General features: G+C 61.9%; 18 protein-coding genes and 2 tRNA genes. 6 read left to right on the top strand and 14 right to left on the bottom strand.

Annotation, left to right across the window (positions count from 1 at the left end):
* Nucleotides 1–16: 16 nt before the first annotated feature.
* The 3 genes from DX923_RS06955 to ileS are packed head-to-tail and all read right to left on the bottom strand — an operon-like array spanning nt 17 to nt 5,360.
* Entirely contained in the window at nt 17–1,426 is a 1,410-nt protein-coding gene (locus DX923_RS06955) for a bifunctional folylpolyglutamate synthase/dihydrofolate synthase (RefSeq protein WP_116113675.1), read from the bottom strand.
* Complete coding sequence (locus DX923_RS06950; RefSeq protein WP_240322786.1) at nt 1,423–1,962, bottom strand: GNAT family N-acetyltransferase; 540 nt, start codon at nt 1,960–1,962, stop codon at nt 1,423–1,425. Before DX923_RS06950 ends, DX923_RS06955 begins: the two co-directional genes overlap by 4 nt.
* Nucleotides 1,959–5,360, bottom strand: coding sequence for an isoleucine--tRNA ligase (gene ileS, locus DX923_RS06945; RefSeq protein WP_116113673.1), 3,402 nt, complete (start codon nt 5,358–5,360; stop codon nt 1,959–1,961). Before ileS ends, DX923_RS06950 begins: the two co-directional genes overlap by 4 nt.
* Nucleotides 5,361–5,820: 460 nt before the next feature.
* Between ileS and DX923_RS06940 the strand changes: the two genes are divergently transcribed.
* Nucleotides 5,821–7,203 (top strand): FAD-binding oxidoreductase, encoded by a 1,383-nt coding sequence (locus tag DX923_RS06940; protein WP_116113671.1) that lies wholly within the window; start codon nt 5,821–5,823, stop codon nt 7,201–7,203.
* A gap of 46 nt (nt 7,204–7,249) precedes the next feature.
* Here DX923_RS06940 and DX923_RS06935 read toward each other — a convergent pair whose 3' ends face one another.
* The 4 genes from DX923_RS06935 to DX923_RS06920 all read right to left on the bottom strand — a co-directional run bounded on the left by DX923_RS06935 (nt 7,250) and on the right by DX923_RS06920 (nt 11,632).
* Nucleotides 7,250–8,392: a VanZ family protein gene (locus DX923_RS06935; RefSeq protein ID WP_116113670.1), complete on the bottom strand. Its 1,143-nt coding sequence runs from the start codon at nt 8,390–8,392 to the stop codon at nt 7,250–7,252.
* 172 nt (nt 8,393–8,564) lie between these two features.
* The gene (locus tag DX923_RS06930; RefSeq protein WP_162872833.1) at nt 8,565–9,290 is read right to left on the bottom strand and encodes a CAP domain-containing protein; all 726 of its coding nucleotides are present in this window, start codon (nt 9,288–9,290) and stop codon (nt 8,565–8,567) included.
* Between the two features lie 260 nt (nt 9,291–9,550).
* Nucleotides 9,551–10,372, bottom strand: a complete 822-nt coding sequence (locus DX923_RS06925) for a S1 family peptidase (RefSeq protein ID WP_275895852.1) — start codon at nt 10,370–10,372, stop codon at nt 9,551–9,553.
* Between the two features lie 231 nt (nt 10,373–10,603).
* Complete coding sequence (locus DX923_RS06920; protein ID WP_116113665.1) at nt 10,604–11,632, bottom strand: S1 family peptidase; 1,029 nt, start codon at nt 11,630–11,632, stop codon at nt 10,604–10,606.
* Between the two features lie 392 nt (nt 11,633–12,024).
* Here DX923_RS06920 and valS point away from each other — a divergent pair, with 392 nt between their 5' ends.
* Nucleotides 12,025–14,679, top strand: a complete 2,655-nt coding sequence (gene valS / locus DX923_RS06915; RefSeq protein ID WP_116113663.1) for a valine--tRNA ligase — start codon at nt 12,025–12,027, stop codon at nt 14,677–14,679.
* Nucleotides 14,680–14,719: 40 nt separating this feature from the next.
* Here the strand turns inward: valS and DX923_RS06910 are convergent, their stop codons facing one another.
* Nucleotides 14,720–15,451 carry a hypothetical protein gene (locus DX923_RS06910; protein ID WP_116113661.1) on the bottom strand — a complete coding sequence of 244 codons (732 nt, stop codon included), beginning with the start codon at nt 15,449–15,451 and terminating at the stop codon, nt 14,720–14,722.
* A 100-nt stretch (nt 15,452–15,551) separates the two neighbouring features.
* Between DX923_RS06910 and DX923_RS06905 the strand changes: the two genes are divergently transcribed.
* From DX923_RS06905 to DX923_RS16145, 3 genes are all read left to right on the top strand, one after another.
* On the top strand, nt 15,552–16,274 hold the full coding sequence (locus DX923_RS06905) for a hypothetical protein (protein WP_116113659.1): 723 nt from the start codon (nt 15,552–15,554) through the stop codon (nt 16,272–16,274).
* Nucleotides 16,275–16,690: 416 nt separating this feature from the next.
* Complete coding sequence (locus tag DX923_RS06900) at nt 16,691–18,019, top strand: S1 family peptidase (protein ID WP_162872832.1); 1,329 nt, start codon at nt 16,691–16,693, stop codon at nt 18,017–18,019.
* Nucleotides 18,020–18,462: 443 nt separating this feature from the next.
* Entirely contained in the window at nt 18,463–19,824 is a 1,362-nt protein-coding gene (locus DX923_RS16145; RefSeq protein ID WP_162872831.1) for a S1 family peptidase, read from the top strand.
* 107 nt (nt 19,825–19,931) lie between these two features.
* On the opposite strand, the gene clpX is transcribed toward DX923_RS16145, so the two are convergent.
* The 5 genes from clpX to DX923_RS06870 all read right to left on the bottom strand — a co-directional run bounded on the left by clpX (nt 19,932) and on the right by DX923_RS06870 (nt 24,856).
* Nucleotides 19,932–21,227 (bottom strand): ATP-dependent Clp protease ATP-binding subunit ClpX, encoded by a 1,296-nt coding sequence (clpX, locus tag DX923_RS06890; protein ID WP_116113656.1) that lies wholly within the window; start codon nt 21,225–21,227, stop codon nt 19,932–19,934.
* Between the two features lie 303 nt (nt 21,228–21,530).
* Nucleotides 21,531–22,184, bottom strand: coding sequence for an ATP-dependent Clp protease proteolytic subunit (locus DX923_RS06885; RefSeq protein WP_116113654.1), 654 nt, complete (start codon nt 22,182–22,184; stop codon nt 21,531–21,533).
* Nucleotides 22,185–22,211: 27 nt separating this feature from the next.
* On the bottom strand, nt 22,212–22,823 hold the full coding sequence (locus DX923_RS06880; RefSeq protein WP_006502137.1) for an ATP-dependent Clp protease proteolytic subunit: 612 nt from the start codon (nt 22,821–22,823) through the stop codon (nt 22,212–22,214).
* 253 nt (nt 22,824–23,076) lie between these two features.
* Nucleotides 23,077–24,510, bottom strand: a complete 1,434-nt coding sequence (gene tig / locus DX923_RS06875; protein WP_116113652.1) for a trigger factor — start codon at nt 24,508–24,510, stop codon at nt 23,077–23,079.
* A 269-nt stretch (nt 24,511–24,779) separates the two neighbouring features.
* A tRNA-Pro gene (locus DX923_RS06870) sits at nt 24,780–24,856 on the bottom strand.
* A 237-nt stretch (nt 24,857–25,093) separates the two neighbouring features.
* On the opposite strand from DX923_RS06870, the gene DX923_RS06865 reads away from it, so the two are divergent.
* Nucleotides 25,094–25,164 (top strand) — tRNA-Gly (locus tag DX923_RS06865).
* Nucleotides 25,165–25,235: 71 nt separating this feature from the next.
* Here the strand turns inward: DX923_RS06865 and nagB are convergent.
* Complete coding sequence (nagB, locus tag DX923_RS06860) at nt 25,236–26,021, bottom strand: glucosamine-6-phosphate deaminase (protein ID WP_205413113.1); 786 nt, start codon at nt 26,019–26,021, stop codon at nt 25,236–25,238.
* Between the last annotated feature and the right edge of the window lie 94 nt (nt 26,022–26,115).

Below are 26,115 nucleotides of genomic sequence, written 5' to 3'. Positions count from 1 at the left end.
TAAAAGGCAGGAAGGATCATGCCGATTCCAGCCCGAGGAGCATCCTGACCTCAGCAGCGGTGGTCACCGACCCGGTCGCCACCACCCCGCCAGCTGCACCACCGGACTCGGCAGCCGCATCGGCGAGACCAGCAGCCAGGTCAAGCGCATTCGGTAGATCCCGTACAACGGTCACCCGGTGCTCACCGAAGAGATCAGCGGCGACCTCCCCGAGACGTTCGGGTTTCATAGCACGGGGTGAGGTCGTCCGGGTGACCACGACCTCGTCCAACACCGGCTCCAGCTCCGACAGAATCCCCTCGGCATCCTTGTCCTCCAGGATCGCCAGGACGCCTATCGTTCGAGCGAACCCGAAACTCTCTTCCAAGCTCTGCCGCAGAGTGGCTGCTCCATGTGGATTGTGCGCCGCATCGACGATCACCGTGGGTGAACGACGAACCACCTCCAGCCGTCCCGGGGTGGTGAATCGAGCGAAAGCTGCCTCGACGACCTCACGTTCCAACCGCTGCTCACCTCCGCCGACGAAAGCCTCGACGGCAGCGAGCGCAAGCAGGGCGTTATGAGCTTGATGTGCCCCGTGCAAAGGCAGGAAGAGGTCTTCGTAGTCGCCGGTGATCCCCCGCAAAGAGACCAGCTGCCCTCCGATCGCCACCTGCCTGGCGAGAACTCCGATGTCATGGCCTTCGAGGACAGGACGTGCACCGACCTGCTGGCATCTCTCCAGAAGGATCTCGGTCACGTCGAGTTCCTGCGTCGCGCTGATCATGATCGAGCCCGACTTGATGATCCCGGCTTTCTCGGCTGCGATCGCACCTCTGGTGGCGCCGAGAAGTCGCTGATGGTCGATCCCGATCGGAGTGATCACGTTCACCGCGCCATCGGCAACGTTCGTGGCATCCCACTCGCCGCCCAGCCCGACCTCCAGGACGGCGACATCGACCGGGGCGTCCGCAAAGGCTGCGAAGGCCAGACCCACCAAGGTTTGGAAGTAGTTCATCCGGGGAACGCCCTGCTCGGCAAAGCGTGTGTCCACCATCTCGATGAAAGGTATGACGTCGTCATAGGTCTCGACGAAACGTTCCCGACTGATCGGCTCACCGTCGAGGACGATGCGCTCACGTAGGTCATGCAGATGTGGCGAGGTGAAGCGCCCGGTGCGTAGCCCCAGTTCTCGCAGCAGGGTCTCCACCATGCGCGTGGTGGAGGTCTTGCCATTGGTGCCGGTCAGGTGAATGACCGGGGAGGACCGCTGTGGATCGCTCAGAAGTTCGGTGAGCGCCCGGATCTGGTCAAGGGATGGTTCGATCTCGCTCTCGGGCGCCCGGTGCAGAATGGCTTCCTCTGCTTCACGCATCCGTTTGCGAACTTCCAGCTCCGCCGCAGCACGACGGGCAGCCTCCTTGGCTGCTCGGTTTTCGCTGCTCACAGGTGGTCCTTCCTCTCTGCGTCGGGGCGTCCCATCCAGACCAGCTCGGGCATACCCACCTGTTCTTCCCTGGAGAGTTCCACGAAGCCATGTCGGGTACAGAAGGCTGCCGCATTGCGGTTGCCGTCGGTGTAGGAGATCCGCAGGGACATTCCGGAGCCGGTGGCGCGCTCCTCAGCGGCTGCGAGCAGAGCGCTGGCGATGCCCCGCCCTCTCATCTCCGGATGAACATACAGCTTCCACAGCACCTGGGCACCCGAATGGGGTCCGTAGGAACACATCCCGACCACTTTGCCATCCAGGCAGGCAACGAATGCGCGACCAGCTCGGATAATGGGGACCAGAGCGTCCTTGGTCCACCATTTCGCCAGGAGCAGTTGGATGAGTTCGGGCTCGATGATGCCCCGGTAGGTCGTCGGGAAAGCGAGCAGGCCCAGGTCCCTGATGGCTTCTAAGTCATCTCCCCGCGCTTCCCGGACGGACACGGCCGTGGCCTGCTGGGCGCCGGCCGTGTCGGATCCGTAGGTATCGGTCACAGCTTCGTCACCAGGACCGTGACCGTGCGGCCGTCACCGAGTTCGACGTCGACGCCCCGTCCCGGGGGAAGCGCGCCGACCGGCCCGAAGCCGATCTGCCGGGCCAGGGTCTCCTCTTCGATGAACCGCTGGTGGTCCATGACGACTCCGCGCAGGTCGTCCTCCCCGCAGACGGTCAGGGAGATCGCGTCACCGTAGTCGAGCCCGAGGTCACGCCGTTGGGCGTTGACGGCCCGGGCGACATCGGCAGCCAGACCCTCCCGGGCGAGATCTTCGGTGACCTCGGTGTCGAGGACGACGAATCCGGATCCGGGAAGCATGCCGACCGCCCCGGCCTCGTCATGACCCTCGTCGATCACGGTGTCGAGGGTGTACTCCCCCTCCTGGAGGTCGATCCCACCGGCGGTGACGGTGCCATCCGGTCCGACCGACCAGTCTCCGCTCTTGCTGGCCTTGATGACCGCCTGGACCTGACGTCCCAGCCGGGGTCCTGCTGCCCGGGCATTGACGATGAGGCGCTGGCTGATCCCGAAGTCCGAGGCGCTGGCCTCGCTGACGTCCTGCAGCAGGACCTTCTTGACATTGGCCTCGTCGGCGACGAGGTCGACGAACTCGTTCAGGCGCTCGGCCCGGTCGGTCACCACGGTCAGGGCGGACAGTGGGAGCCGGGTGCGCAGACCGGCTGCTTTGCGCAGGCTGGAGGCGACCGAGGAGACCGCGCGGGCCTGTTCCATCCGGGCGACCAGATCGTGGTCGGCGGGCAGGTCGGTAGCCTCGGGCCAGTCGGTCAGGTGGACGGAGCGTCCACCGGTGAGGCCACGCCAGATCTCCTCGGTGGTCATCGGCAACAGCGGTGCCGCGATCCGGCAGAGGACCTCCAACGTGGTGTAGAGGGTGTCCATCGCCTGGCGTGCCTGCTCCGCCGAGGCACCGCGGGTGTCCCAGAACCGGTCACGGCTGCGGCGTACGTACCAGTTGGTGAGCACGTCGAGGAATGACCGGATGGTGTCACAGGCTCCGGCGATGTCGTAGGTGTCGAGCTCGTGGGTGACCTCTTCGACCACCTCACGCAACTTGGCCAGCAGGTAGCGGTCCAGGACGTGGGTGGATGCGGTGGACCAGCGGGCGTCGTACCCGGTCTGGCCGGTGCCGTCCGTGGCCTCGACGTAGGCATTGGCGTACGTCGAGAAGAAGTACCAGGTCGACCAGAGGGGCAGCATCGCCTGGCGCACACCCTCACGGATGCCCTGCTCGGTGACGATCAGGTTGCCCCCGCGCAGGATCGGACTGGACATGAGGAACCAGCGCATCGCGTCGGCGCCGTCGCGGTCGAAGACCTCCGAGACGTCGGGGTAGTTGCGCAGCGACTTGGACATCTTGGCCCCGTCGTTGCCCAGGACGATGCCGTGGGACAGGCAGGTGTTGAACGCCGGCCGTCCGAAGAGCGCGGCGGCCATGATGTGCATGGTGTAGAACCAGCCGCGGGTCTGCCCGATGTATTCGACGATGAAGTCGCCCGGGAAGTGGTGCTCGAACCATTCCTTGTTCTCGAACGGGTAGTGCACCTGGGCGAAGCTCATCGAGCCGGACTCGAACCAGCAGTCCAGGACGTCGTTGACCCGGCGCATCATGGAGCGCTGACCCTCCGGGCGCGGGTCGTCCGGGTTGGGCCGGGTGAGGTCGTCGACGAAGGGACGGTGCAGGTCGGTGACGGTGACCCCGAAATCACGTTCCAGTTCGGCGAAGGAACCGTAGACGTCGACCCGCGGGTACTCCGGGTCGTCGCTCTTCCACACCGGGATCGGGCTGCCCCAGAAGCGGTTCCGGGAGATCGACCAGTCGCGGGTGTTCTCCAGCCATTTGCCGAACTGTCCGTCCTTGATGTGCTCGGGCACCCAGGAGATCTCCTGGTTGAGTTCGAGCATCCGCTCACGGATCTTCGTCGTGGAGACGAACCAGGACGAGACGCCCTTGTAGATCAACGGCTGACGGCACCGCCAACAGTGCGGGTAGGAGTGGGTGTAGGTCTCCCGACGGACCAGGACAGTGCCCGCGCTGACCCTCCCGAGAGCACTGCGCAGCGCGTCCTCGCCGGCGTCCTGAGTCAGACCGACCGCCTCCGCGCCGTCGGCGTCGAACCGGGTGCGGGCCTTGAGGTGGTCGAGCACCGGGCTGTTGGCGTCGAAGACGAGCAGGCCCTTGTAGTCGTCGACCGGGGTGGTGAACCGGCCGTCGATCCCGACCGGCATGACCGCTTCGATGCCTTCCCGGTCACAGACGATCTTGTCGTCCTCACCGAAGGCGCCGGCGGAGTGCACCAGCCCGGTGCCATCGGTCGTGGTGACGAACTCCGCCTCGACCAGACGGAAGGCGTTCTCGTGGCCGTGGTAGTAGGCGAAGGGCGGGGTGTAGGTGTAGCCCACCAGGTCGGCACCCTTGTGACGGGCCACGACCCGCTCGGTGACATCCGCTTTGGCGTCACCGCACAGCTCCCGGGCGTAGGCCTGGGCCCGTTCGGCGACCAGGAGATAACGCTCGGTCCGGCCGGTCGGCACGTCGGACTCGACGACCACGTAGTCCAGATCAGGGCCGACCATGATCGCCAGGTTGCTCGGCAGGGTCCACGGCGTAGTGGTCCAGATGACGGCGAGCGCCCCGGCCAGTCCGAGCGGGTCGGACGCGTCCCCGGCGGCTCCGGCCTTCGGCCCCATCCGCAGGCCCACCGTCACCGACGGGTCCTGGCGGTCCTGGTAGACGTCGTCGTCCATGCGCAGTTCGTGGTTGGACAGCGGGGTCTCGTCGTTCCAGCAGTAGGGCAGCACCCGGAAGCCCTCGTAGGCCAGACCGTCGTCGTACAGGCGTTTGAAGGCCCACATGACCGATTCCATGAAGGTGGGGTCGAGGGTCTTGTAGTCGTTCTCGAAGTCGACCCAGCGGGCCTGGCGGGTGACGTAGTTGCGCCATTCGTCGGTGTACGTGAAGACCGACTCGCGGCATTTGGCGTTGAAGGACTCGATGCCGAGTTCGCGGATCTCGTCGGTGGTCTTGATGCCGAGCTGGCTCATCGCCTCGAGTTCGGCGGGCAGCCCGTGGGTGTCCCAGCCGAAGCGGCGCTCGACCCGCTTGCCGCGCATGGTCTGGTAACGCGGGACGACGTCCTTGACGTAGCCGGTCAGCAGGTGCCCGTAGTGCGGCAGGCCGTTGGCGAAGGGCGGGCCGTCGTAGAAGACGAACTCGTTGGCGCCGTCCTGTCCTGCGGCCCGGTTCTCCACCGAGGCGCGGAAGGTGTCGTCCTGTTCCCAGTAGCCGAGGACGTTCTCCTCGAGCCGGGGAAAGGACGGTGACGAAGGCACGCCGAATGCGGCGCCGGGAGTACTGGTCACCTTGGGATACGTCATCGCGGTGTTCCTTGCTGGCTGGTCGACCTCGCGGATCGAATTCACGTCATCAACTCATGGGTCGTGCCACGAGGACGACAACGGCGCTGGGCGCCATGGCCGCGGTACCACCTCGCTTGCTGCACCTCCACCCGCCTGGGCGGAGTCCTCGGACGATGTGGGAGCCGCGATGTGGTCGGTTCCCTGCAGCGTCCGGTGGCGTGCAGCCGCTTTCATGACAGGCTGTGACGGGCCCACCCGTCCGGTTCTACTGAGTGACGCCCACTCTCTTCGTCAACGAGGAGATACAGACGCCGCTGTTCTTCCGGAGGCTCGCCGCTGATGACGGCTCGAACGCCTATGGACGAGATTCTACGCTACGAGAGGGAAATGCCACTCGTTCAAGACGGACAGAAGCGAGGCCATAGGCCGAGACCTGGTCATTGACGAGAACCACGTCGGGCAGGTAGAGGATGGCAGCATGATCGCCACGTCTCTCACCGCACTGTCGGGCTATGTCGCCGACCCTGTCCGTCGAGCTGGGTACGGGGTCGACGACTCGTTCGGCGCCATTGCCCCCACGGACTTCGACGTCGTGTGCGCGACGAAGGTGCAGGAAGTGGTGGATGCAGTCAGATATGCAGACGCGCATCGGCTCGCGATCGTCCCCCAAGGGGCTCGAACGGCCTTGACCGACGCCTCCTCGGCGGTTGAAGGCTGCTTGGTGCTCAATACCGAAGGGCTGGACACGATCGAGGAGATCGACGAGGTCGAAGGAATCGCTGTCGTCGGTGCCGGTGTCATCACCGGGCGGCTGAGACAGGCCGCATCCGAGAAAGGATTGTTCTACCCGCCGGATCCGGGGTCGGTCGACCGCTGCACCTTGGGCGGGAATATCGCGATGAATGCGGGGGGCATGTGCTGCGTGAAATACGGGGTGACCGCCGACTACGTGCGTGGGTTGGAGGTCGTCTTGCCGGACGGCCAGATCCTGCGCACCGGGCGACGTACGGCCAAAGGAGTCACCGGCCTCGACATGACCGGGCTGTTCGTCGGCTCGGAAGGAACTCTGGGGGTCGTCACCAAGGTCGTCACCAAGTTGGTGCCCGCGCCGGAGCCTGCCCTGACTGTCCTGGCGACTTTCGACTCCTTGTCGGCGGCGAGTACGGCGATCGTGGCTCTGCGTCTGGCAGCCTCGCGGCCGAGCATGTTGGAGTTCTTGGACGGCCCTTCGATCTCCACGATCCAGGCTTTGCAGGACTTCGGTTTTCCCCAGGGATGTGCCGCCGCCTTGCTGGTCCAGTCCGACCGTCCAGGGCACGCTGCCGACGATGTCGCCGAGTACGCCCGGATCCTGCAGCGGAATGGTGCCACCAGCATCGAAGCGGCTGCTGATTCCCACGAGAGCGATCGACTGCTCGCGGGGCGTCGTTCGTTGAACACCGCGCAGGTCGCCCACGGATCTCACCTCATCGAGGACATGTGCGTGCCGGTACGGCGGCTTCCCGATCTGGTCCTGGCCGGTGAGCAGATCAGCGAACGGCATGGTCTTCAGATCATGATGGCGGGACATGGCGGCGACGGGAACCTGCATCCGGCGATCTTCTTCGATCCTTCCGATCCGGAGCAGTCAAACCAGGCCTGGCTGGCTTTCGACGACCTCATCGAGTCGGCGTTGGCGCTCGGCGGCACCTTGGCCGGGGAGCACGGCGTCGGTGCTTTGAAGGCGCCTTGGCTCCGTAGGGAGGTCGGAGACCTGTCCTACGGACTGCAGCAGCAGCTCAAGGCGGTCTTCGACCCGAAGGGGATCATGAATCCCGGGCGGGTGTACAGCGACAGACCACGCCCTGGTCGGGGACGCTGACCACGGCGTTTACCCCGCCTTCTGTCAGCGTCGGATGTGCTCGGCTCTATGTCCGTCGAGAGACCGTGTTGCCTCGGCTCGTTCGTCCTTGCAGGTACTCCGGGATCTCACGGGAGTCGACATAGACCGCGCCGGAGACGAGCCCGGACAGGCCTCGGGTCTTGCTCAGCGGGACGACGACGAGAGCGATCGAGAACACCAGCAAAGTGAGACCGCTCATCATCGGGACCATGACGCCGAGTACCCAGAAGGATGGAGTCGCCAGAGAGCGGAGCAGCCGGCGCAGCAAGGTGCCACGAACGGTCATACCGGTCTTCCGGTCTTTCCATCGAGGCTCCAACCACGCCATCCGCTGCCCCAAGGAAGCTCCTGAACCCTGGCAGGCCGGGATCCCCCACACCGCGGCCCAGGTGATCAAAGCACCCACGCGGCCGATCACCTCGTACTGCCTGCCGGTGCACGACATGAAGGGATCGCAGGAAAAACCTCCGATCAACAGGAATGTCGACAGTGCCGTCACCGCCAAGGTCATGTCTATCGCCATGCCCGTGTACCGGCGCCGCACGGTGACTGGACGGGGAATGCCCCGGCTCGCCGAGAGGGTATCTGCAGAGGGCATCCACCACAGGAAGGCTGGTGCCAGCAGAGCGCCGATCGCCGCCCCCGCTGTGTTCAGGAAAAGATCGTCGATGTCACCGAGGCGGTAGGCGCAGGGGTAGATACCCCAGAGTCCGCTGGCCTGGGTTGTCTCGATCATGAGTGTGGCCCCGAAACCAGTCAGGACGGACATCCCTAGTGACAGCCCTGCCCAGCGTCGGGCGAGGACCCCCCAGGGGATGAAGAAGATCACGTTGAAGATCACCTGTAGAACCACGGGATGTTTCACCGACTGACGCCACGTCAGTCCGTTGGTTGTCAGATTGATGTCTTCGACGAATTGGAAAGGCGTCATCTGTAGAGCTTTGGAATGTGCGCTGCACCACACATCGGCACGATCCGGTAACGGAAGCAAGGTGTAGGTGACCAACGATGCTGCGTAGACCGAAGCCAATGCTGCTCCGACAAGCCGCCGATGGTCCCAGTCCCCGTACCGGTGATGCTGCCAGATCACGATCGGCAGGAAAGCGAGAAGGAAAGCTGCCCCACCCACGAATAGTGCGGTTTGACCAGACCATATGGCGTTGTTCATGACTGCCGACCCTAGGAATACAAGCTGGGAAAGCAGTGATAACGGGGCTTCCGGTGCCCCGCACGGACGGTGGAATGAAAGAACGACCGCCTGCTGTGCACGGCAGGCGGTCGTCTCAAGGTGTTTCAGCCGGGTCGTACGCCCCCGCCGCTCACCGCATCAGGTCTTCAGCTCAGTAGCCGACGGCCCACCATCCGGGAACACGCTTCAGCCAAGCACCGAAAAGGTCACCGGGCATGCCCTTGGCAGCTGCGGCCTGGGTGATCGGGATCTCGATGACGTCGGACGGGTTCTGCTTCGGCGGGGCGACCGGTGCCTGCTTCGGCGGGGCGACCGGTGCCTGCTTCGGCGGGGCGACCGGTGCCTGCTTCGGCGGGGCAGCCGGTGCGCCGGGCTTCAGCGGGGACCCCGGGCCTTTACTCAGGTTCATGACCCAGAACTTGGTGCCCGAGGGTGAGGCCGTCATGGCGATGGAAATCTGGTCGAAGGTGGGGTTGAGCATGTTCTTGCGGTGCCCTGGAGAGCTCATCCATCCGTCGACCACGGCCTTGGACGACTGGTAGCCCATGGCGACATTCTCCGAAGCCGTGGACTGTTTGCAACCGGACATGATCGCGGTCATCTGCTGGTGGGACAGCGAGCCCTGTCGGGCGATGGTGTCGGACCACTTCTCGGAGTAGGTCTGCAGGCAGGTGTTCCAGACGACAGGACCGGCTCCGTTGGCGGCGCGCTGCTCGTTGGTGAGTCGTACGACCTCCTGCATGGTGGCCATGTCGGAGGAAGCTGCCACGACGGGAGCGGCGGCAGGAGCTGTAGGGGCTGCGTGTGCCACCGGAGCGGCAGCGGACAACGGTGAAGCTGCCAAGGTGAGCGCCGCCGCGAGGGGAACGAAATGCATGATGAGTAGTCCTCTCAGACGCTTGAGCGTCGTTGAATACTGGCGTGGCGTTTGCCGCATGTGGAGTTGCCACAGCCTGATGCTCGAGCGGCGTGAGGACATCACCACAAGCAGCAGTCGCGTTGGCAAGGGTAGACCCTGGTCATGGTTCCGCCCACCCCTCGGAACTCATTTCGTGGTCACTCGTCCGAAAAGGGGTGCCAGCTCCTCGGGAGCTGACACCCCTCTTCCAGTTGGAAGAAGTCTGTGATCTACCTGGATCAGCCCAGTGAGCCCATCGTCCTCCACAGCAGCTGAGACCCTAGATAGGTGTAGACCCCAGGTCCTCCTTGCGCGGCGCATCCTGCACCGCGGGAGACGACGCCGATCTGGATGTACTCGTCACGCCCTGGAACCTTGCGCAAGAGTGGTCCGCCACTGTCACCCTGGCAAGAATCCTTTCCCTTACGGCCTGCACAGATTTCGACATTGATGTTGATATCACGAGGATCGTTGGCCAGACACTCTTCGTGAGAGATCACCGGAACATCCACTCTGCGCAGGCGATCCGGGAAGTTCTCGTTAAGCGTGTCCGTATTTCCCCATCCGATGACCGTGGCCTCGGAGCCGGGAGCGATGAGGGAATCCGTCCCTCTCGTGGGGATACGAACAGGTTTGATGCCGGTCACCGCTTTGTCCAGATGAACGATGGCCAGGTCGAATCCTGTTTCGAGTTTATAGTTCGGATGGATGGTGATCCTGGGTTCCTTGGTCACCTCGCGGAGTTTGATCTTGCGCTCGACTCCCTCGGTCGTATCACTGTGGCTCGTACGACCGACGACCACCTTGACCTCGCTGACCGGGATGCCCCGGTCTTCACTGTCGGCGACAATGCTCTCGACGCAATGTGCCGCAGTCAAGACCATTGCGCTCCGATACAAGGACCCTCCACAGAAGTGCCCCGATTTATCCTGCAGTGAAACCATGAACGGAAATTCACCTTTAGAAGCAGCTGATCCGCCAATAATCTTCGTGGAGTCACTCCCTGGTCGACTGTCAGGCGGAGCAGCCTGTGCCGCAGTAGGACCAAAAGCAGCTGCCATGGAAACCGCAGCGCCGAGCAGAAACATTTTACGTGCACTTCGCTTCAAATTGTTCATATTTCCTCCTTGAGCCGAGCAGTCTCCAGAAAAGGGAACTGTCAAAATTTTGCCCGCGCATCTGCAATCTCATATTTTCCTGCCGGCCGTCGCAAGCGGCAGAACCTGTCAACGCATGTCGGAGCGCCCCTGATGAGAGTGGCGCTCCGACATGTCACCGATGAAGGAGAAAGATCAACGCAGAAGGTTGATCGACTTGGCCCGAGCTGAACTGCGCAAGCCGTCCATGACCTCGGAGGAGCTCACCGAGGTGTAGAACCCTGGGCCACCTTGAGCGGCGCACCCGGCACCCCAAGAGACGACACCGATCTGGAAGTATTCGTCACGGCCTGGAATCTTGCGCATCAATGGACCGCCGCTATCACCCTGGCAGGAATCCTTCCCCTTGCGCCCGGCACAGATGTCCGACTTCGGGTTGTAGGACTTCCCGGCGTTCGTGAGGCATTCCTCATCACTCAGGATCGGCACGTCCACCTTGCGTAGCCGGTCCGGGAACTGGAAGAGATCGGTGTCCATGTTTCCCCATCCGGCGACTGTGGCCATCGCACCCGGCGCGAGCAGACTGTCAGTGTTGCCCGTGGGGATGCGAACCGGCATCACACCGGAGACATCTTGGTCGAGAAGGACGATCGCGATGTCGAAGCCGGTTTCTTTGCCGTACTTCGGATGGACCGCAATCTTGGCTTCTTTCGCTTCACCTTCACGGGCGATCTTGCGAACGACGCCTTGAGACGTGTCGGAGAGCTTGGTCCGACCGATGACCAGATCCGTCTTCGCAATGGCCTCGTCGAGAGTCATCGAGGGTTGGTTCCGAGCGGAGTTCGAGGTCGGGGCGGGAGCCGACGGCGTAGGTGCGGGAGCCGTCGATGTCGGTGTGGGAGCTGGAGGTGCAGGTGCAGGAGCCGGGGGCTCTTCCGGAACCGGCGCAGGAGCGATGTCCTCGACACAGTGAGCTGCTGTCAGGACAGCACCAGGATTGATCAAAGACCCGCCACAGAAATGCTGCCCATTCCGCTGCAAAGAGACCATGAACGGAAATTCATCCTGAGCCGCGGCGACTCCACCGATGATATGCGTCGAGTCTTTGCCCGGCCCATTGTCGGGTGCGGCAGCATTGATCCCGGACGGCGCCAAGGCCATACCGAAGGTTGCGATTGCCACAAGTGCGCCCAGCCTGCGCGCACGGAATACTGAATCCTTCATGACGCTCCTTAATCTCCGATCACGTGGATCGTGCCGTGCCCGGCACCAGGAGACAGCTTTCCGTTCGGACTCGAAATATATCCAGAGACTTGACGCTCTTCTGACTTTTTTTAGCGAAGTATGGACGCCTTAATAGATACATTTGCCCTGAGTCGACACGCCGTTATGGCAGGTAAGAATCTCAACGAAGGATGTACAATTCATCCCGCACAAGAGCTGACAGAATTCTTCATGCCCAGGCTCGCCCGGAGTCCGTCCCGGATCAGGCCGCTACTAGGCGGCGGTGTCAGCGGTGGACAGATCGCCCTGCAGGACGAACGGGGCCCGGCTACGTGTCTGGTCCGAGGACACGAAGTGGAACCCCTGCCCCACCATCTGGGAAGATTCGCCTCATGACGATGCCTGCCCACCGTGACCAGAAACCCCAGCCCCCTCAGGTTCCCGAGAAGCCCTCGGTAGACGGACTCGAGGACAAATGGGTCCCGGTATGGCATGAACAGGGCACTTATCGCTTCGACCGGGGCAGGGCGATGGCACTTCCTCGTGAGCGGATCTACTCCATCGACACCCCGCCCCCGACCGCCAGCGGCTCCCTGCACGTGGGACATGTCTTCAGCTACACCCACACCGACTGCATCGCTCGGTACAAGCGAATGCAAGGACTCGAGGTCTTCTACCCGATGGGGTGGGACGACAACGGTCTTCCCACTGAGAAGCGCGTGCAGAACTACTACGGCGTCCGCGGAGACGCTTCACAGCTCTACGTGGAAGGGTACGAGCCCAAGTATCGCGGGAACATGTCGGCCAAGGACGTCAAGGACGCCTCCAAACAAGAAGCTGTTTCCCGACGCAACTTCATCGAGCTGTGCGATGAGCGCACTGTCGAAGACGAGAAAACTTTCGAAGCCCTGTGGCGGCGGCTCGGGCTGTCCGTCGACTGGGACATCAGCTACCGCACGATCGACGACCGCTCCCGGGCGGTGAGTCAGCAGGCTTTCCTGGAGCATCTCTCCGCTGGCTCGGCTTACCAGTCCGAGGCACCGGGCCTGTGGGACGTGACTTATCAGACGGCCGTGGCTCAAGCCGAACTCGAGGCTCGGGACTACCCCGGCCATTATCACCGGGTAGCTTTCACCTGCCCGGACGGCAGCCCGGTCTACATCGAGACGACCCGCCCGGAGCTGCTTCCCGCCTGTGTGGCGCTCATCGCACACCCCGATGACGAGCGCTACCAGCCGCTGTTCGGCACCACCGTCACCAGTCCCGTCTTCGGTGTGGAAATCCCTGTCCTGGCTCATCCCGGTGCCGAGATGGACAAGGGCGCAGGCATTGCGATGTGCTGCACCTTCGGGGATCTGACCGACGTCACGTGGTGGCGTGAGCTTCAGCTGCCGATGCGCTCCCTGATCACCCGTAACGGTCGGTTGTCCGCGGAGACTCCCGATTGGCTCTCCACCGAAGGCTCGGCCTTCTACGCGGAGCATGTCGCGGGCAAGAGCACCTACGCGGCCCGGACCGGTATCGTCGACCGGCTCCGCGAGGACGGTGCCTTGGACGGCGAGCCCACTCCGACGCGACGCAAGGCGAACTTCTACGAACGTGGTGAGAAACCGCTGGAGATCGTGACCAGTCGCCAGTGGTACATCCGTAACGGTGGGCGCGACGAGGAGTTGCGTGCTGCACTCATCGAGCGGGGCAAGGAGCTTACCTTCCATCCCGATTTCATGCGGGTTCGGTACGAGAACTGGGTCGGGGGACTCAACGGTGACTGGCTCGTCTCCCGTCAACGATTCTTCGGTATCCCGATCCCGTTGTGGTATCCGCTGGACGAGCAGGGCGAGCCTCGCTATGACACCCCGATCGTGCCTTCGATCGATCAGCTCCCGGTTGATCCCTCCTCGGACGCCCCTGCCGGGTACACCGCCGATCAGCGAGATGTCCCCGGCGGTTTCACCTGCGACCCCGACGTCATGGACACCTGGGCGACCTCGTCGCTCTCTCCCCAGTTGACCACGGGCTGGGGCACGGGAGCGGGTGCCGACCAGGAGCTCTCCGGGAAGCTGTTCCCCATGGACCTGCGACCCCAGGGGCAGGACATCATCCGCACCTGGCTGTTCTCCACCGTGGTCCGAGCGCATCATCTGCAGAACTCGCTGCCGTGGAAGCATGCCGCGATCAGCGGGTGGATCCTGGACCCTGACCGGAAGAAGATGTCCAAGTCCAAGGGCAATGCGGAGACGCCTGAGGGCCTGTTGCAACAGCATGGATCTGATGCTGTGCGCTACTGGGCGTGCTCGGCGAGGCTGGGCACCGATGCCGCCTTCGACACGGGCCAGATGAAGGTAGGGCGTCGCCTGGCGATCAAGGTCCTCAACGCAAGCAAGTTCGTTCTCGGCTTCGGCGAGCCTGCCGCGGACGACAGCGATCTGGCTGCTTTGGTCACCCAGCCGCTCGACCGTGCCATGCTGTCCGCCTTGGCCCAGGTCGTCGACAAAGCGACCAAGGGTTTCGAGTCCTATGACCACACCCGCGCTCTGGAGGACACCGAGACCTTCTTCTGGACCTTCTGCGATGACTACATCGAGCTCGTCAAGGACCGCGCCCATGGCGGGCAAGGTGAGGAGGCTGCAGCATCGGCCCAAGCAGCTCTGCGCATCGCGCTCGACGTCCTGCTGCGCCTGTTGGCACCTTTCCTGCCCTATGCGGCCGAAGAGGTCTGGAGCTGGTGGCGCCCGGGGTCGGTGCACCGTGCCGAGTGGCCTTCGACCCAGGAGCCTGGCCTCGCGGCCGGAGACGAGGGCGAGGCTTCGCTGCTCAGCTCGATGGGATCGGCGCTCAGCGGGATACGCAAGGCCAAGTCGGATGCCAAGGTGGGGATGAAGGCCGTGGTGACTTCGGTGTCCTTCGCCGGTCCGGCTGAAACAGTACGCCAGCTGCAGGTCGCGGAGTCGGATCTGTTCGCTGCTGGTCGCATCGCTGAGGCAACTTACTTGACTGCCGATACCTTCGCCGTACGTGACGCCGTCTTGGCGCCTCCGCAGAACTGATCTCGAGGAGGGGTATGGGCCGCGCCTGTGTGGGCGCGGCTCATACCTTTTTCCGAGCTGGATGCGGGTCGGCGATGTACTCACGCATCAGCCCGCCTTCGGACGCGGTCCGAAGAACAGGGATCAGCAGCTGTGACCGAGCCACTGCACTGTTGGGCTCCGCAGCGGCGTCAGGAGCGATGAGGAACCATGGCTTGTTCCACCCCCCAAGCCCTAATTTCGCATTGATGAATCGCTCACGCTGCGGAAAATCCACGGTGCCGGCGGAAGGCTCGTAAAGCAGGACCGTGCGGCTTCCCGGGTTGGCGAAGAGCAGGCATACGTGTCGGGGCAGCAGGTCCTGCCCGATGTACATCAGCACAGGTGCGCCTGGCCGGATCCGAGAGATGACACGGTCGAATACCTGTTCCCGTTCAGCGCTCCGCATAGCTCTGGTCGTGATCACTCGGTAAGAAGAACCGACGTCGGAGCTACGGGCCTCCAATTCTGCAAGAGCCCCCCAAGGTGGTGTCCCGAGCTGCCTCGGCCAGGGCATCTGCGTCCGGTCCGGATAGCTCCAGACCGAGTTGGTGCGCCACATGGTGCGTTTCTCCGCATCAGCGAATCGCTCGTCCGGAGTTCGTCGATCGCCGGGGCTTCCGTCGATGATCCAGGCTGCGTAGCGCGCATCTCGTAGCATCCGCGCGATGAGCAGACAGGCAGCCCCACAGCTGATGGCGCTGTGCTGCTGTGGGCCCAGTTGGCCGGGCCCCAATCGGAAGACGCGTGGCATTCTGCCATCCTGCCTGTTACTACCTCTTCGGAACCAGAAGGCCCGACCGAGGAACAGCCCTCACAGCATTCTTTCAGGATGAGTTCGCTACGCTCCGTACATGTTTCCTATTTTCTTGAGGGCGTTTTTCACCAAAGATGCTTCCTGCAAGACGGAGATCCAGGGCACCAACCAAGCCCCAGATGCCGTTGCCGCCCCTCCACGTCGGCAACGGCTGACCAAGCTCGTGGCGGCCGTCGCGGTGGCCCCCGCGATCGCTCTCGCGGTGGCACCCACCGCCTCCTACGCCGCGACAACCGCACCTGCGGGAAACATCAGCACGCAGGGTGCTTCCACGTACGCGCCTGGCGAGATCTCGATGATCGAGCGCCTGTCGGCGGAGTACCTCGCCAAGACCTACGGGCTTTCGTTCAAGGAGGCGCTCAGCCGCGTTCGCGCCCAGCCGAAGCACACCGCCAATGCGCAGCGTTTCCAGAAGAAGTTCGGTGACCGCATCACCGGCACCTTCATTGACCAGAAACGCGGCAAGCTCATCGTGAACGTCTCGGACAAGAAGACGGCTTCCAAGATCAGAGGATGCAAGGTCGAGGTGCATGTCGTCGGCGTCACAGCGTCCGGACTCGAAGGCATCCGGGCAGAGGCCGAGAAACGCCTAGGAAACAAGTTGACCTCCGCCTCTGTCGACGCTTCACGAGCCATGGTCGTGATCGATGTCGCCGAAGAGGACCTTGAGGCCTCTCGCGCCGCCGTGCGCGACCTGAAGCGCGTGGAGATCACCTCCAGCGGAGGCAGCGTCTCCATCGGGTCTGCACCCACGAAGTAAGCAGCCACCAACTTCAGACGCCTGGGCGCGCCTGCCCGAGAACGGACTTCGGTCCCGAAGATTCTCGGGCAGGCGCGCCTTTCGCGTGCCCACACGGCCGAAGTCTGCGGCACCGGACATCACCCGAGAAGTGCCATAGGCAACAGACCTCACCACCACACAGGTTCACCATGCCAACCAAAGGTGCATTTGGCATTTTATTGACAAAAAATTAAAAGACGCCATCCTGGGCATATAAATTTATTTCCCACAAGAAAAGGCTTACGCAATTCCGACAACCCCCTGGGAAGGGCGCGTAAATAAGCTGATTTTTACCAGAGAATTGCCCATCATTACTGGTCTAAGAGATTTTTGATTCCGCAGAGAACATGAGCACCTCCAGAATATATGCAGCATGCATCCTGTACTGTGCAAGCATGATTCATCAGAGCCATTCGGCAGATTCGACACATTCGAACAAAATTGCCCTCAACCACCCCACACCCACGGCAAATGCCACATATAGAAAGCGGCCTTCTGCATGCAGAATATTGGCCTTAGTTTCCATTATCACCATGGCCACCGGGTGGACAACGTCTTTGGCGCAGGCCTCGCCCGTCGACAACCAAAAAGAAAACTCCTCCTTGACGCTGGAGCATATGGCAGCAGATCATTTATCACGCATCTATGGGCTCTCCGCATCAGAAGCCATGGACAGGGTTCACGATCAAGAATCACACGCTCGCATGGCGCTGATCATGGCCAAGAAGCTCGGCGATCGGAGCCCTGGAAGTTTTATCGACCAGAAAAACGGGAAGCTGGTGGTCAATGTGGCCGATGAGAAAGCCGCCACCATGGTCTCCGGGGGAAAGGTGAAACCGCGCATTGTCGGCACAACAGCAAGCCAGCTTGCTCACGACCGGGTCCAGGCCGAACGCCGACTCGGGCAGATGATGCGTTCATCCGCCGTGGACCCCATGCGCAACATGGTCACGCTCTCCGTCCCGGCCGAGAACCTCGAGGCAGCGCGCAAAGCAGTGACCGACCTGAGCCGGGTAGAGGTCCAGGAGAGTGCTCACGATGTGGAGCCACTGGCTATTGCCAAGCCCGATGCCGGCGGGCCCTCCCCGGTGAGGGGTGGAGACAAGATCGACTACAAAATGGCAAACGGAAATGGCTACTCCTGTAGCTACGGCTTTAGCGTAACCAAGGGAGGGCAGGAGGGCTTTATTACCGCGGGGCATTGTGCAGACAAAGACCGAGCCTTCACCCGCGAGGGTAAAAATCTAGGGACAACCCAGCAGTTCTCCTTCCCTGGCGAAGACATGGCATATTCCACACTGGACACCAAGCATTGGACCGGTGAGCCATCTGTCAACAAAATGGAAAAGAGTGAAAACATACCCGTCAAAGGGTCGACAGAAGCTGCAGTAGGTGCCGCGGTCTGCAAATCAGGCTTGGTGACAAAATGGACATGTGGAACGATCAAAGCCAAAAATGTGACCAGTGTGAACAACCCCAACGACCCTAAGGCCAGACATGAGATCAAGGGGCTGACCGAGACCGATGCCTGTGCCAGGGTCGGCGACTCCGGCGGCCCATGGATGTCCGGAAATCAAGCACAAGGCATCACCTCGAGCGGAAATGCCACCCACATGAGCAACGGAAAGTGTCAGAATTCAAGAGGAGACAAGATCAAGACATATTTCCAGCCCATCAATCCGATCCTGCAGAAGTACGGCCTAACCCTGAAGGTCAGCAAATAACGTTCTGGATGATCGACTGATTCCTCGCTGCTGAGCGCCGCCAAGCGCCTCCCCTCCACTCATCGCCACCGTCTGGATCATCGAGCCATCCAGAGGACACGCCTCAAGTACCCCTTCGACGAGCGCATCGACTGCATGCAGCCATTCGTTCGCTCCGCCAGAGACCGACCCCTCATGGTCTGTCTCGCGAAATATCTTCTGTTAAGTACTCATCATTCACCGAAGTGGTTTGGCCTCACCAACATTGGATGCGCCAACCAGTCTGCCTCCTCATTTCTGAGTTCTGACGGCTCCTGCCCTCAGCGCCGACTTGGTCAGTCGTCTTGAAAAGCACACCTCCTAGTCACCGCGAAGTTGGAATTGGCTACTCTCAGTGCGTGTTTCCAGAGATTTTCTGGAACCGCGCGACAAAACACCCTGACCAGGATGGAGAGTGGTCGTTCATGCGACGACACGCAGGGAAAACAGCGTCCGCTCAGGCCCGACGGGCGCTGAGCATCGCAGCAGTAGCTACACTCACCCTCACCGGCACCAGCGCGCTGGCCTATGCCGATGACAAGAAGAGCGACGCCCTCGACGAGATCAGCGTTGTCGAGAAGTTGTCGGCCGACTACCTGACCAAAGAGTTCGGCCTCTCCGAAGGCGACGCTCTCGGACGAGTCCGTGACCAGAAGAAACATGCTTCCACCGCCCGGGAACTCGAGTCCAAGCTGGGCGACCGGACCTCTGGCTCCTACATCGACCAGAAGCGTGGCAAGCTCATCGTGAACGTCACCGATGAAGACAGCGCCAAAGAGGTCAAAGGCGACAACGTCGAGGCCAAGGTTGTCAAGACCTCCGCGAAGGAAGTCACCGAGAACCGCCGTCAGGCAGAAGAGAAGCTGGGTGACAAACTGACCTCTTCCTCCCTGGACACTTCCCGCAACCTCGTGGTTCTCAGCGTCCCGGTCAAGGAGAGCGAAGCCGCGAAGAAGGCCGTCGAAGGCCTGAAGAACGTCGAGGTCCAGGCCACCGACAACCACGCAGAACCCGAATACGCACTGACCAATATCGGCGGCGGCGGCAACGGCGGCGGTGGCGGTGGCGGCGTCAAAGGTGGCGGCGACAACGGTGGTGGCGTCAAGGGCGGCGGCAATGGAAACGGCCGGGGCGGCGACAACGGCGGCGGTTCCAAGGGTCAAGCCATCTACGGTGGCCAGGAGATCCGCGCGGACAAGTTCATGTGTTCCCTCGGCTTCAACGCCAAGAAGGGGAACCAGGACGTCTTCATCACCGCAGGTCACTGCACCGGAGGCGGCGTAAACTTCACCCGTAACAACAAGCCTCTGGGCAAGGCGCAGGCATCCAACTACCCTGGTGCCGACATGGGTTACGCCACCCTTGAAGCCGGATGGAGCGGCAAGGAAGCCGTCGACAAGTACAACGGCAAGGCCGTAGTGGTCAAAGGCTCCGAAGAAGCACCCGTCGGTGCAGCAGTCTGCAAGTCGGGTCGGACCACCGGATGGACCTGCGGAACCATCACCGCAAAGAACGTCACGGTGAACTACCGTTCCAAGAGCGGTGGTACTGAACGAATCACTGGTCTGACCCAGACGAATGTCTGTACCTCCTCCGGCGACTCCGGCGGTGCCTGGATCGCCGGGGAACAGGCCCAAGGCGTGCACTCCGGTGGCAACGGCAACAAGATCGTCGATCTCAAGGCCGGAGTCTGCCGCCACCGCACTGGACAGCCCAATATCGCTTACTTCCAGCCGATCAAGCCGATCCTGGAGAAGTACCAACTCACGCTGAAGACCCGTCAATGATGAACTGACACCTTCAGACTGATAACAGCTGTGGCCCGGGACGAATCTCGGGCCACAGCCATATCCGGGAATGAAGTTCGTCTGGGGGTCGTCTTCAGTTTCCCTGTTTACGCCGATTCTTTACGGTCCTGCCGTTCAGAACGCTTGTTCGGCTGTCGAGCGGCAGGGTCACGACGGACAATGGTCGGGTTCACGTTGTCGAGAACAACTTCCCTCGTAATGACCACTTGAGCGATATCTTCTTCACTAGGTACGTCGAACATCACCGGCAACAGCACTTCTTCAAGAATCGCACGTAGACCCCGCGCGCCAGTCCCTCGCAGCAGCGCTTGTTCGGCAATGGCTTCCAGTGCTTCTTCGGTGAATTCCAGTTCGACCCCGTCAATCTCGAACATACGGCGATACTGCTTGACCAAAGCGTTCTTGGGCTCGACGAGAATCTTGGTCAAGGCTGCTTTGTCCAACGGTGCCACCGTGGTCACCACCGGGAGACGCCCGATGAATTCAGGGATCAACCCAAATTTCATCAAGTCCTCCGGCTGCACCTCTGCGTAATACTCAGCTGAGGCCTTCGCCATCCGAAGCTTCGCACCAAAACCCAAGCCGGCTTTGCCTGCTCTCGACTCCACGATCTTCTCCAGACCGGCGAAAGCACCGCCCACGATGAACAGAACATTCGTGGTGTCGATCTGGATGAACTCCTGATGCGGATGTTTGCGCCCACCCTGGGGAGGCACGCTCGCGGTCGTTCCTTCCAAGATCTTCAGAAGCGCTTGTTGAACTCCTTCTCCTGACACGTCCCTGGTGATGGAGGGGTTCTCGCTCTTCCGCGCGATCTTGTCGACCTCATCGATATAAATGATGCCGGTCTCAGCCTTCTTCACATCATAATCAGCGGCTTGGATCAGCTTGAGAAGAATATTCTCGACGTCTTCACCGACGTAGCCAGCCTCGGTCAACGCCGTGGCATCTGCGATGGCGAAAGGAACGTTCAGCATCCGAGCGAGGGTCTGCGCCAGGTAGGTCTTTCCACAACCAGTGGGCCCGATCAGTAGAATATTCGACTTGGCGATATCGACCCGGTCGTCCCCCTTCCGCAGCATTTCCCCAGCTTGAATGCGTTTGTAGTGGTTGTAGACCGCAACAGCCAGGGCACGTTTCGCAGCGTCTTGCCCCACCACGAACTGCTGGAGGAAGGAGAAGATCTCTCGCGGTTTGGGGAGCTCCTCAAGGCCGAGTTCGCTGCCTTCAGCGATCTCTTCCTCGATGATCTCGTTGCACAGATCGATGCACTCGTCGCAGATGTACACACCGGGACCGGCGATGAGTTTCTTGACCTGCTTCTGACTCTTACCGCAGAAGGAACACTTCAGCAGGTCGGCGCCATCTCCCACACGTGCCACAGGCGTCCCTTCGTCGAAGTCCGATGAAATCCTCCGTGTCATTGCCTACCCATCGGCAGACACTTCATCTTCTCTATTCGGCAGCTCTCGCGCGAGGAGTACGTCCGCGTGTCCGCTCAGGGCGGAAAGTGAGAAGGCTCTCGCCCGGCAGACCACGGAAAACACCTCAGATCGCTGCGTATTTCCTTAATAAACAAGGAAATTCTTCCCGTGGTCGTCCCTTCGCAGCTCAGAGAGAACCCGCAGCCAGTGGTGCCGTCCCTGAGAGCTTGGGAGACAGCACCACTGATACTCCGGTCGGGATCACTCCTGCGCAGAAGCCTTGCGACTGGTCAGCACCTCATCGATCAGACCGTATTCCTTGGCTTCCAGCGCGCCGAGGATCTTGTCACGTTCGATGTCTTCGTTCAGCTGAACCGCAGACCGTCCGGTGTGCTTGGCCAAGGTCTCCTCCAGCCAGGTGCGCATCCGGAAGACTTCATTGGCTTGGATCTCAATATCAGAGGCCTGCCCGTAATCTCCACCGGCAAGAGCTGGCTGGTGGATGAGGATACGGCTGTTGGGCAAGGCGAAACGCTTACCCGGGGCGCCGGCAGCCGTCAGCACCGCCGCAGCGGAAGCCGCCTGACCAACCACGAAAGTCTGGATGTCAGGGCGGATGAACTGCATCGTGTCGTAGATCGCGGTCATCGCGGTGAAAGAACCGCCAGGACTGTTGATGTACATGACGATGTCACGATCGGGGTCCTGGCTCTCCAGAACGATGAGCTGGGCGATGATGTCATCTGCGCTGGCGTCGTCGACCTGCACCCCCAGGAAGATGATCCGGTCCTCGAACATCTTCGTGTAGGGATCTGTGCGCTTCATCCCGTAGGAGGTGCGCTCCTCGAACTGCGGGAGGATGTAACGGTTACTCGGGGCCGGGTAGTTCATCCCGCCGCGCGGAGTGTGGATCATGTAAGTGCCTTTCGCGCTGATCGGGGGTCAGTTCTTGGTGCCGCCGGCACCGGGGGTCTGCCCCGCATGCTCGTAGACATGGTCGACGAAGCCGTATTCCTTGGCTTCCTGAGCGCTGAACCAGCGATCGCGATCAGAATCCTCGACGATCTTCTCCACCGGCTGTCCGGTGTGCTCAGCAATGAGCTCGGCCATCTTCCGTTTGATGAAGAGCATCTGTTCCGCTTGGATCTTGATGTCCGTAGCAGTACCGCCGATGCCCCCCAGCGGCTGGTGCATGAGGATGCGAGCGTTCGGCGTGGCATACCGCTTTCCGTGGGTTCCGGCCGACAACAGGAACTGCCCCATCGATGCAGCCATACCCATGGCGACTGTAGCGACGTCGCAGGGAATCCAGTTCATGGTGTCGTAGATCGCCATTCCCGCGGAGATGGACCCCCCGGGGCTGTTGATGTACAACCAGATATCTTTCTCAGGGTCTTCTGCTGCGAGAAGCAACATCTGGGCGCAGATGGCGTTCGCGTTGTCGTCGCGGACGTCCGAACCCAGGAAGATGATCCGCTCCTTGAGCAGACGCTGGTAGATGTGGTCGTCCAGGCCGGACGCCTGTGCCGGTCCGGCGGCGACGATCTCGCTCATGCTCACCGTTCTCCATCTCTCGTGTCATCGAAGGGCCGGGCGACTACCTCATCGTCGCGCAACCGTGGATCTGCAACTCCCAGCCTGGAACTGCGTACCCTCGCGGAAACAGCCCCTCCGCTGTGACCAACCTAACGCTTCACCAGCGCAGGACATTTCCCGAAAGGGACGCTGTTCGCCGTCAGCGCACAAGGACGCTTGTACAGCGAAGGCGCCGCCTCCGGGGGAAGCGGCGCCTTCGCGGCATGAAAGATCAGGCGCCCTCGTCGGACTCTGCCTTCTTCTTAGACGCGGCCTTCTTCGTGGTCGCCTTCTTGGCAGGCTCCTCAGCCACCTCGTCAGCAGCCTTCTCGGCCTTCTCGGCTTCGACGTTGGCAGCGGCCTCCGCCTCTGCTTCCTCGACGTCGATGTCGTCGGTCTCGATCACCGCACCCAGGTCGACGGTCTCCCCGTTGGTGTCGACGACCTGGACGGTCTCGAGGATCGCGGCGAGACCCTTGCGTCGGGCCACCTCGGCCACGACGGCAGGAACCTGGTTGTTCTGTTCCATCGCCTGAGCGAACTGCGCCGGCTCCATGCCGTACTGCTGAGCAGTCATCACCAGGTACTCGATGAGCTCCTGCTGTTCGACCTGGATCTTCTCGGCCTCAGCGATCGCGTCGAGGAGCAGCTGAGCCCGCAGCGCCTTGAGGGCGCCCTCCCGCACCTCGGCTCGATGCTCGTCGTCGACGTCGCCGTCGTGGTTCTGCAGGTGCCCCTGAACCTCGGCTTCGACGAGGGACTCGGGAACCTCCACGGTCACCGTCTCGAGAAGCAGATCCAAGACCTTGTCGCGGGCTTCGACGCCCTGGGCGAAGAGCTTGGCCTGACGTGCCTGCTTGACGATGTCGGCCTGCAGCTCCTCGAGAGTGTCGAACTCAGAGGCTTCCTGCGCGAAGTCGTCGTCCAGCTCGGGAAGCTCTCGTTCCTTGACGGAGCCGAGGGTGACCGTGATCTCGGAGTCCTCGCCCTCGCGCTCTCCCCCGGCCAGAGGCGCGGTGAAGGTGTTGGTCTCGTCGACCTTCATCCCGATGAGGGCAGCGTCCATGCCCTCGAGGAGGTTGCCCGACCCGATCTCGTAGGAGATGCCCTTGACCGAGTCGATCTCCTCGCCCTCGATAGTGGCGGTCAGGTCGATGGTGACGAAGTCTCCGTCCTGGGCAGGCCGCTCGACGGTGTTGAGCGCTCCGAAACGCTGACGCAAAGACGTCATACGCTCTTCAGCGTCCTCATCGATCGAGGAATCGTCCAGAGCTGCGACCTCGACCTTGAGCTCCTCGTAGACAGGAAGCTCGATCTCAGGACGGACATCGACCTCTGCGGTGAAGACGAATTGATCGCCTTCATTGACAGGGAGCTCGATGATGTCGACCTCGGGCTGGCCGAGTGGACGAAGCTCAGCTTCTTCGACGGCCTGACCGTAGAACTGCGGCAGGGAGTCATTGACGGCCTCTTGCAGAACGGCTCCCTTGCCCACACGCTGTTCGACCAGGCGGGTAGGGACCTTGCCCGGGCGGAAGCCAGGGACATGGATCTGCGACGCGATGGCCTTAAGGGCCGCGTCGAGGCTGGGCTTGAGCTCCTCGTAGGGGACCTCAATGGTCAGCTTGACCCGGGTCGGGTTGAGGGTCTCGACGGCACTCTTCACTGCGCGCACTCCAGCGGAATCGGAAATAGGACAAGTCTGTACGGCCTCCGGCATGAGGAGACTTCCCGTCATGCTATCGGCTTTCGCATGTCAGGGCCGAACCCTGGACTGAATGCGATACCGCAGTATCCCTCTTCAATCCCTCTTCGGCGGCGGCCAGGTCCCTTACCGTGGCCTGTTCAAGGAAGAAGATGACCTTCGAGTCTCCTGGTGGAGGCCCGGGCGAGGCCTTTGAGAGCCTCACCCGGGACTTGGTCCACATGCCGCAATGGTCGGGCTGACAGGATTTGAACCTGCGACATCGTGCTCCCAAAGCACGCGCGCTACCAAGCTGCGCCACAGCCCGCTGTGATGCCCCAACGCTACCGGATAAAAGCGGACGACTGGACAGTGAGTGCCCGTGTCACCTGGAAGATCACCCGAAGAGAAAAGACCGATCCACGAGTTCGCTTACTCTTCAACATTTTCCATCATGCGGGAAGGAGTGCGTCACTCCTGTTGGGCCGACGCCGCCCGCCGTCGATTCTCGATTGCGTACCGAGTATGGTTAGACTCATGCACCGAACCTGGCTTCAGGTTCACTGCGGGTGTAGCTCAATGGTAGAGCCCCAGTCTTCCAAACTGGCTACGCGAGTTCGATTCTCGTCACCCGCTCTGCAAGGTGACCGTTGGATTACGTCCCTGTCCAACGGTCACTGTCGTGTCCTGGGTATCAGGACTCATGATCACAGCCCTTGCCACTCAGGCTTGGCCTCGTAGGTCTCCCGGTAATACGACGACAACGTCAACCTGGAGGCGGCGGGCTCATCTAGCAGCACTGTCACGTGGGGGTGCATCTGGAGGATGGACGCCGGCCACATCGCAGACACAGGCCCTTCCACCAACTGATGCACAGCTTCCGCCTTGGTCGACCCTGAGGCAAGAAGCAGCAGATGTCGTGCTTCCATGATGGTGCCGATGCCCTGTGTCAGGCAGTGTCGCGGCACCGCTTCGACCTCGTCGTGGAAGAAACGTGCGTTATCGCGCCGGGTCCGCCCGGTCAGGGTCTTCACCCGTGTACGTGAGGCCAGCGAACTCCCCGGCTCGTTGAACGCGATATGCCCGTCCGTACCTAGGCCGAGCAACTGCAGGTCGATCCCGCCTGCGTCCGCAATCGCCTTCTCATAGGCCGCACAGGCCGCTTCGAGATCCCGCGCGGCACCATCCGGACCGTGTACCAGTTCAGGGTCGATATCGACCCTGGCGACGAACTCACGCTCGACGACATTGCGATAACGCTCAGGATGGGTATCGTCGATCCCCACATACTCGTCCAACATGAAGGCAGTCGATTTCGCCAAGGAGATCTTTCCCTCGGCGACCCGCCGTCCCAACTCGGCATAGACCGAAAGTGGACTCGAACCGGTGGCCACCCCCAGCACCGCGTCCGGTTTCCGACTGAGCAGCTCCTCGACAGCGTCGGCCGCTCGATGCCCTGTTTCCTCGGCGTCCTGGCAGATGATGACCTCCACAGAGCCCTCCTCGATCCACTGTCCTTCTGAGGATTCTCCCTCTACACCCTGTAGCTGTCGCTCACCGGTCGGCACTGAAGGAAAACCGCTCATC

Origin of the sequence: Austwickia chelonae, assembly GCF_003391095.1 — a bacterium.
Taxonomy (GTDB): Bacteria; Actinomycetota; Actinomycetes; order Actinomycetales; family Dermatophilaceae; genus Austwickia; species Austwickia chelonae_A.
The sequence above is the reverse complement of the archived record's forward strand: the minus strand, read 5'-3'. Positions and strand labels throughout refer to the sequence as shown.

Coding starts and splice junctions, on each gene's coding strand:
- DX923_RS16145 (WP_162872831.1), top strand. CDS start 18,463: ATGCGACGACACGCAGGGAAAACAGCGTCCGCTCAGGCCCGACGGGCG.
- DX923_RS06905 (WP_116113659.1), top strand. CDS start 15,552: ATGTTTCCTATTTTCTTGAGGGCGTTTTTCACCAAAGATGCTTCCTGC.
- DX923_RS06935 (WP_116113670.1), bottom strand. CDS start 8,392: ATGAACAACGCCATATGGTCTGGTCAAACCGCACTATTCGTGGGTGGG.
- DX923_RS06885 (WP_116113654.1), bottom strand. CDS start 22,184: ATGATCCACACTCCGCGCGGCGGGATGAACTACCCGGCCCCGAGTAAC.
- DX923_RS06925 (WP_275895852.1), bottom strand. CDS start 10,372: ATGGCAGCTGCTTTTGGTCCTACTGCGGCACAGGCTGCTCCGCCTGAC.
- valS (WP_116113663.1), top strand. CDS start 12,025: ATGACGATGCCTGCCCACCGTGACCAGAAACCCCAGCCCCCTCAGGTT.
- DX923_RS06940 (WP_116113671.1), top strand. CDS start 5,821: ATGATCGCCACGTCTCTCACCGCACTGTCGGGCTATGTCGCCGACCCT.
- ileS (WP_116113673.1), bottom strand. CDS start 5,360: ATGACGTATCCCAAGGTGACCAGTACTCCCGGCGCCGCATTCGGCGTG.
- DX923_RS06900 (WP_162872832.1), top strand. CDS start 16,691: ATGATTCATCAGAGCCATTCGGCAGATTCGACACATTCGAACAAAATT.
- DX923_RS06930 (WP_162872833.1), bottom strand. CDS start 9,290: ATGCATTTCGTTCCCCTCGCGGCGGCGCTCACCTTGGCAGCTTCACCG.
- DX923_RS06880 (WP_006502137.1), bottom strand. CDS start 22,823: ATGAGCGAGATCGTCGCCGCCGGACCGGCACAGGCGTCCGGCCTGGAC.
- DX923_RS06920 (WP_116113665.1), bottom strand. CDS start 11,632: ATGAAGGATTCAGTATTCCGTGCGCGCAGGCTGGGCGCACTTGTGGCA.
- DX923_RS06910 (WP_116113661.1), bottom strand. CDS start 15,451: ATGCCACGCGTCTTCCGATTGGGGCCCGGCCAACTGGGCCCACAGCAG.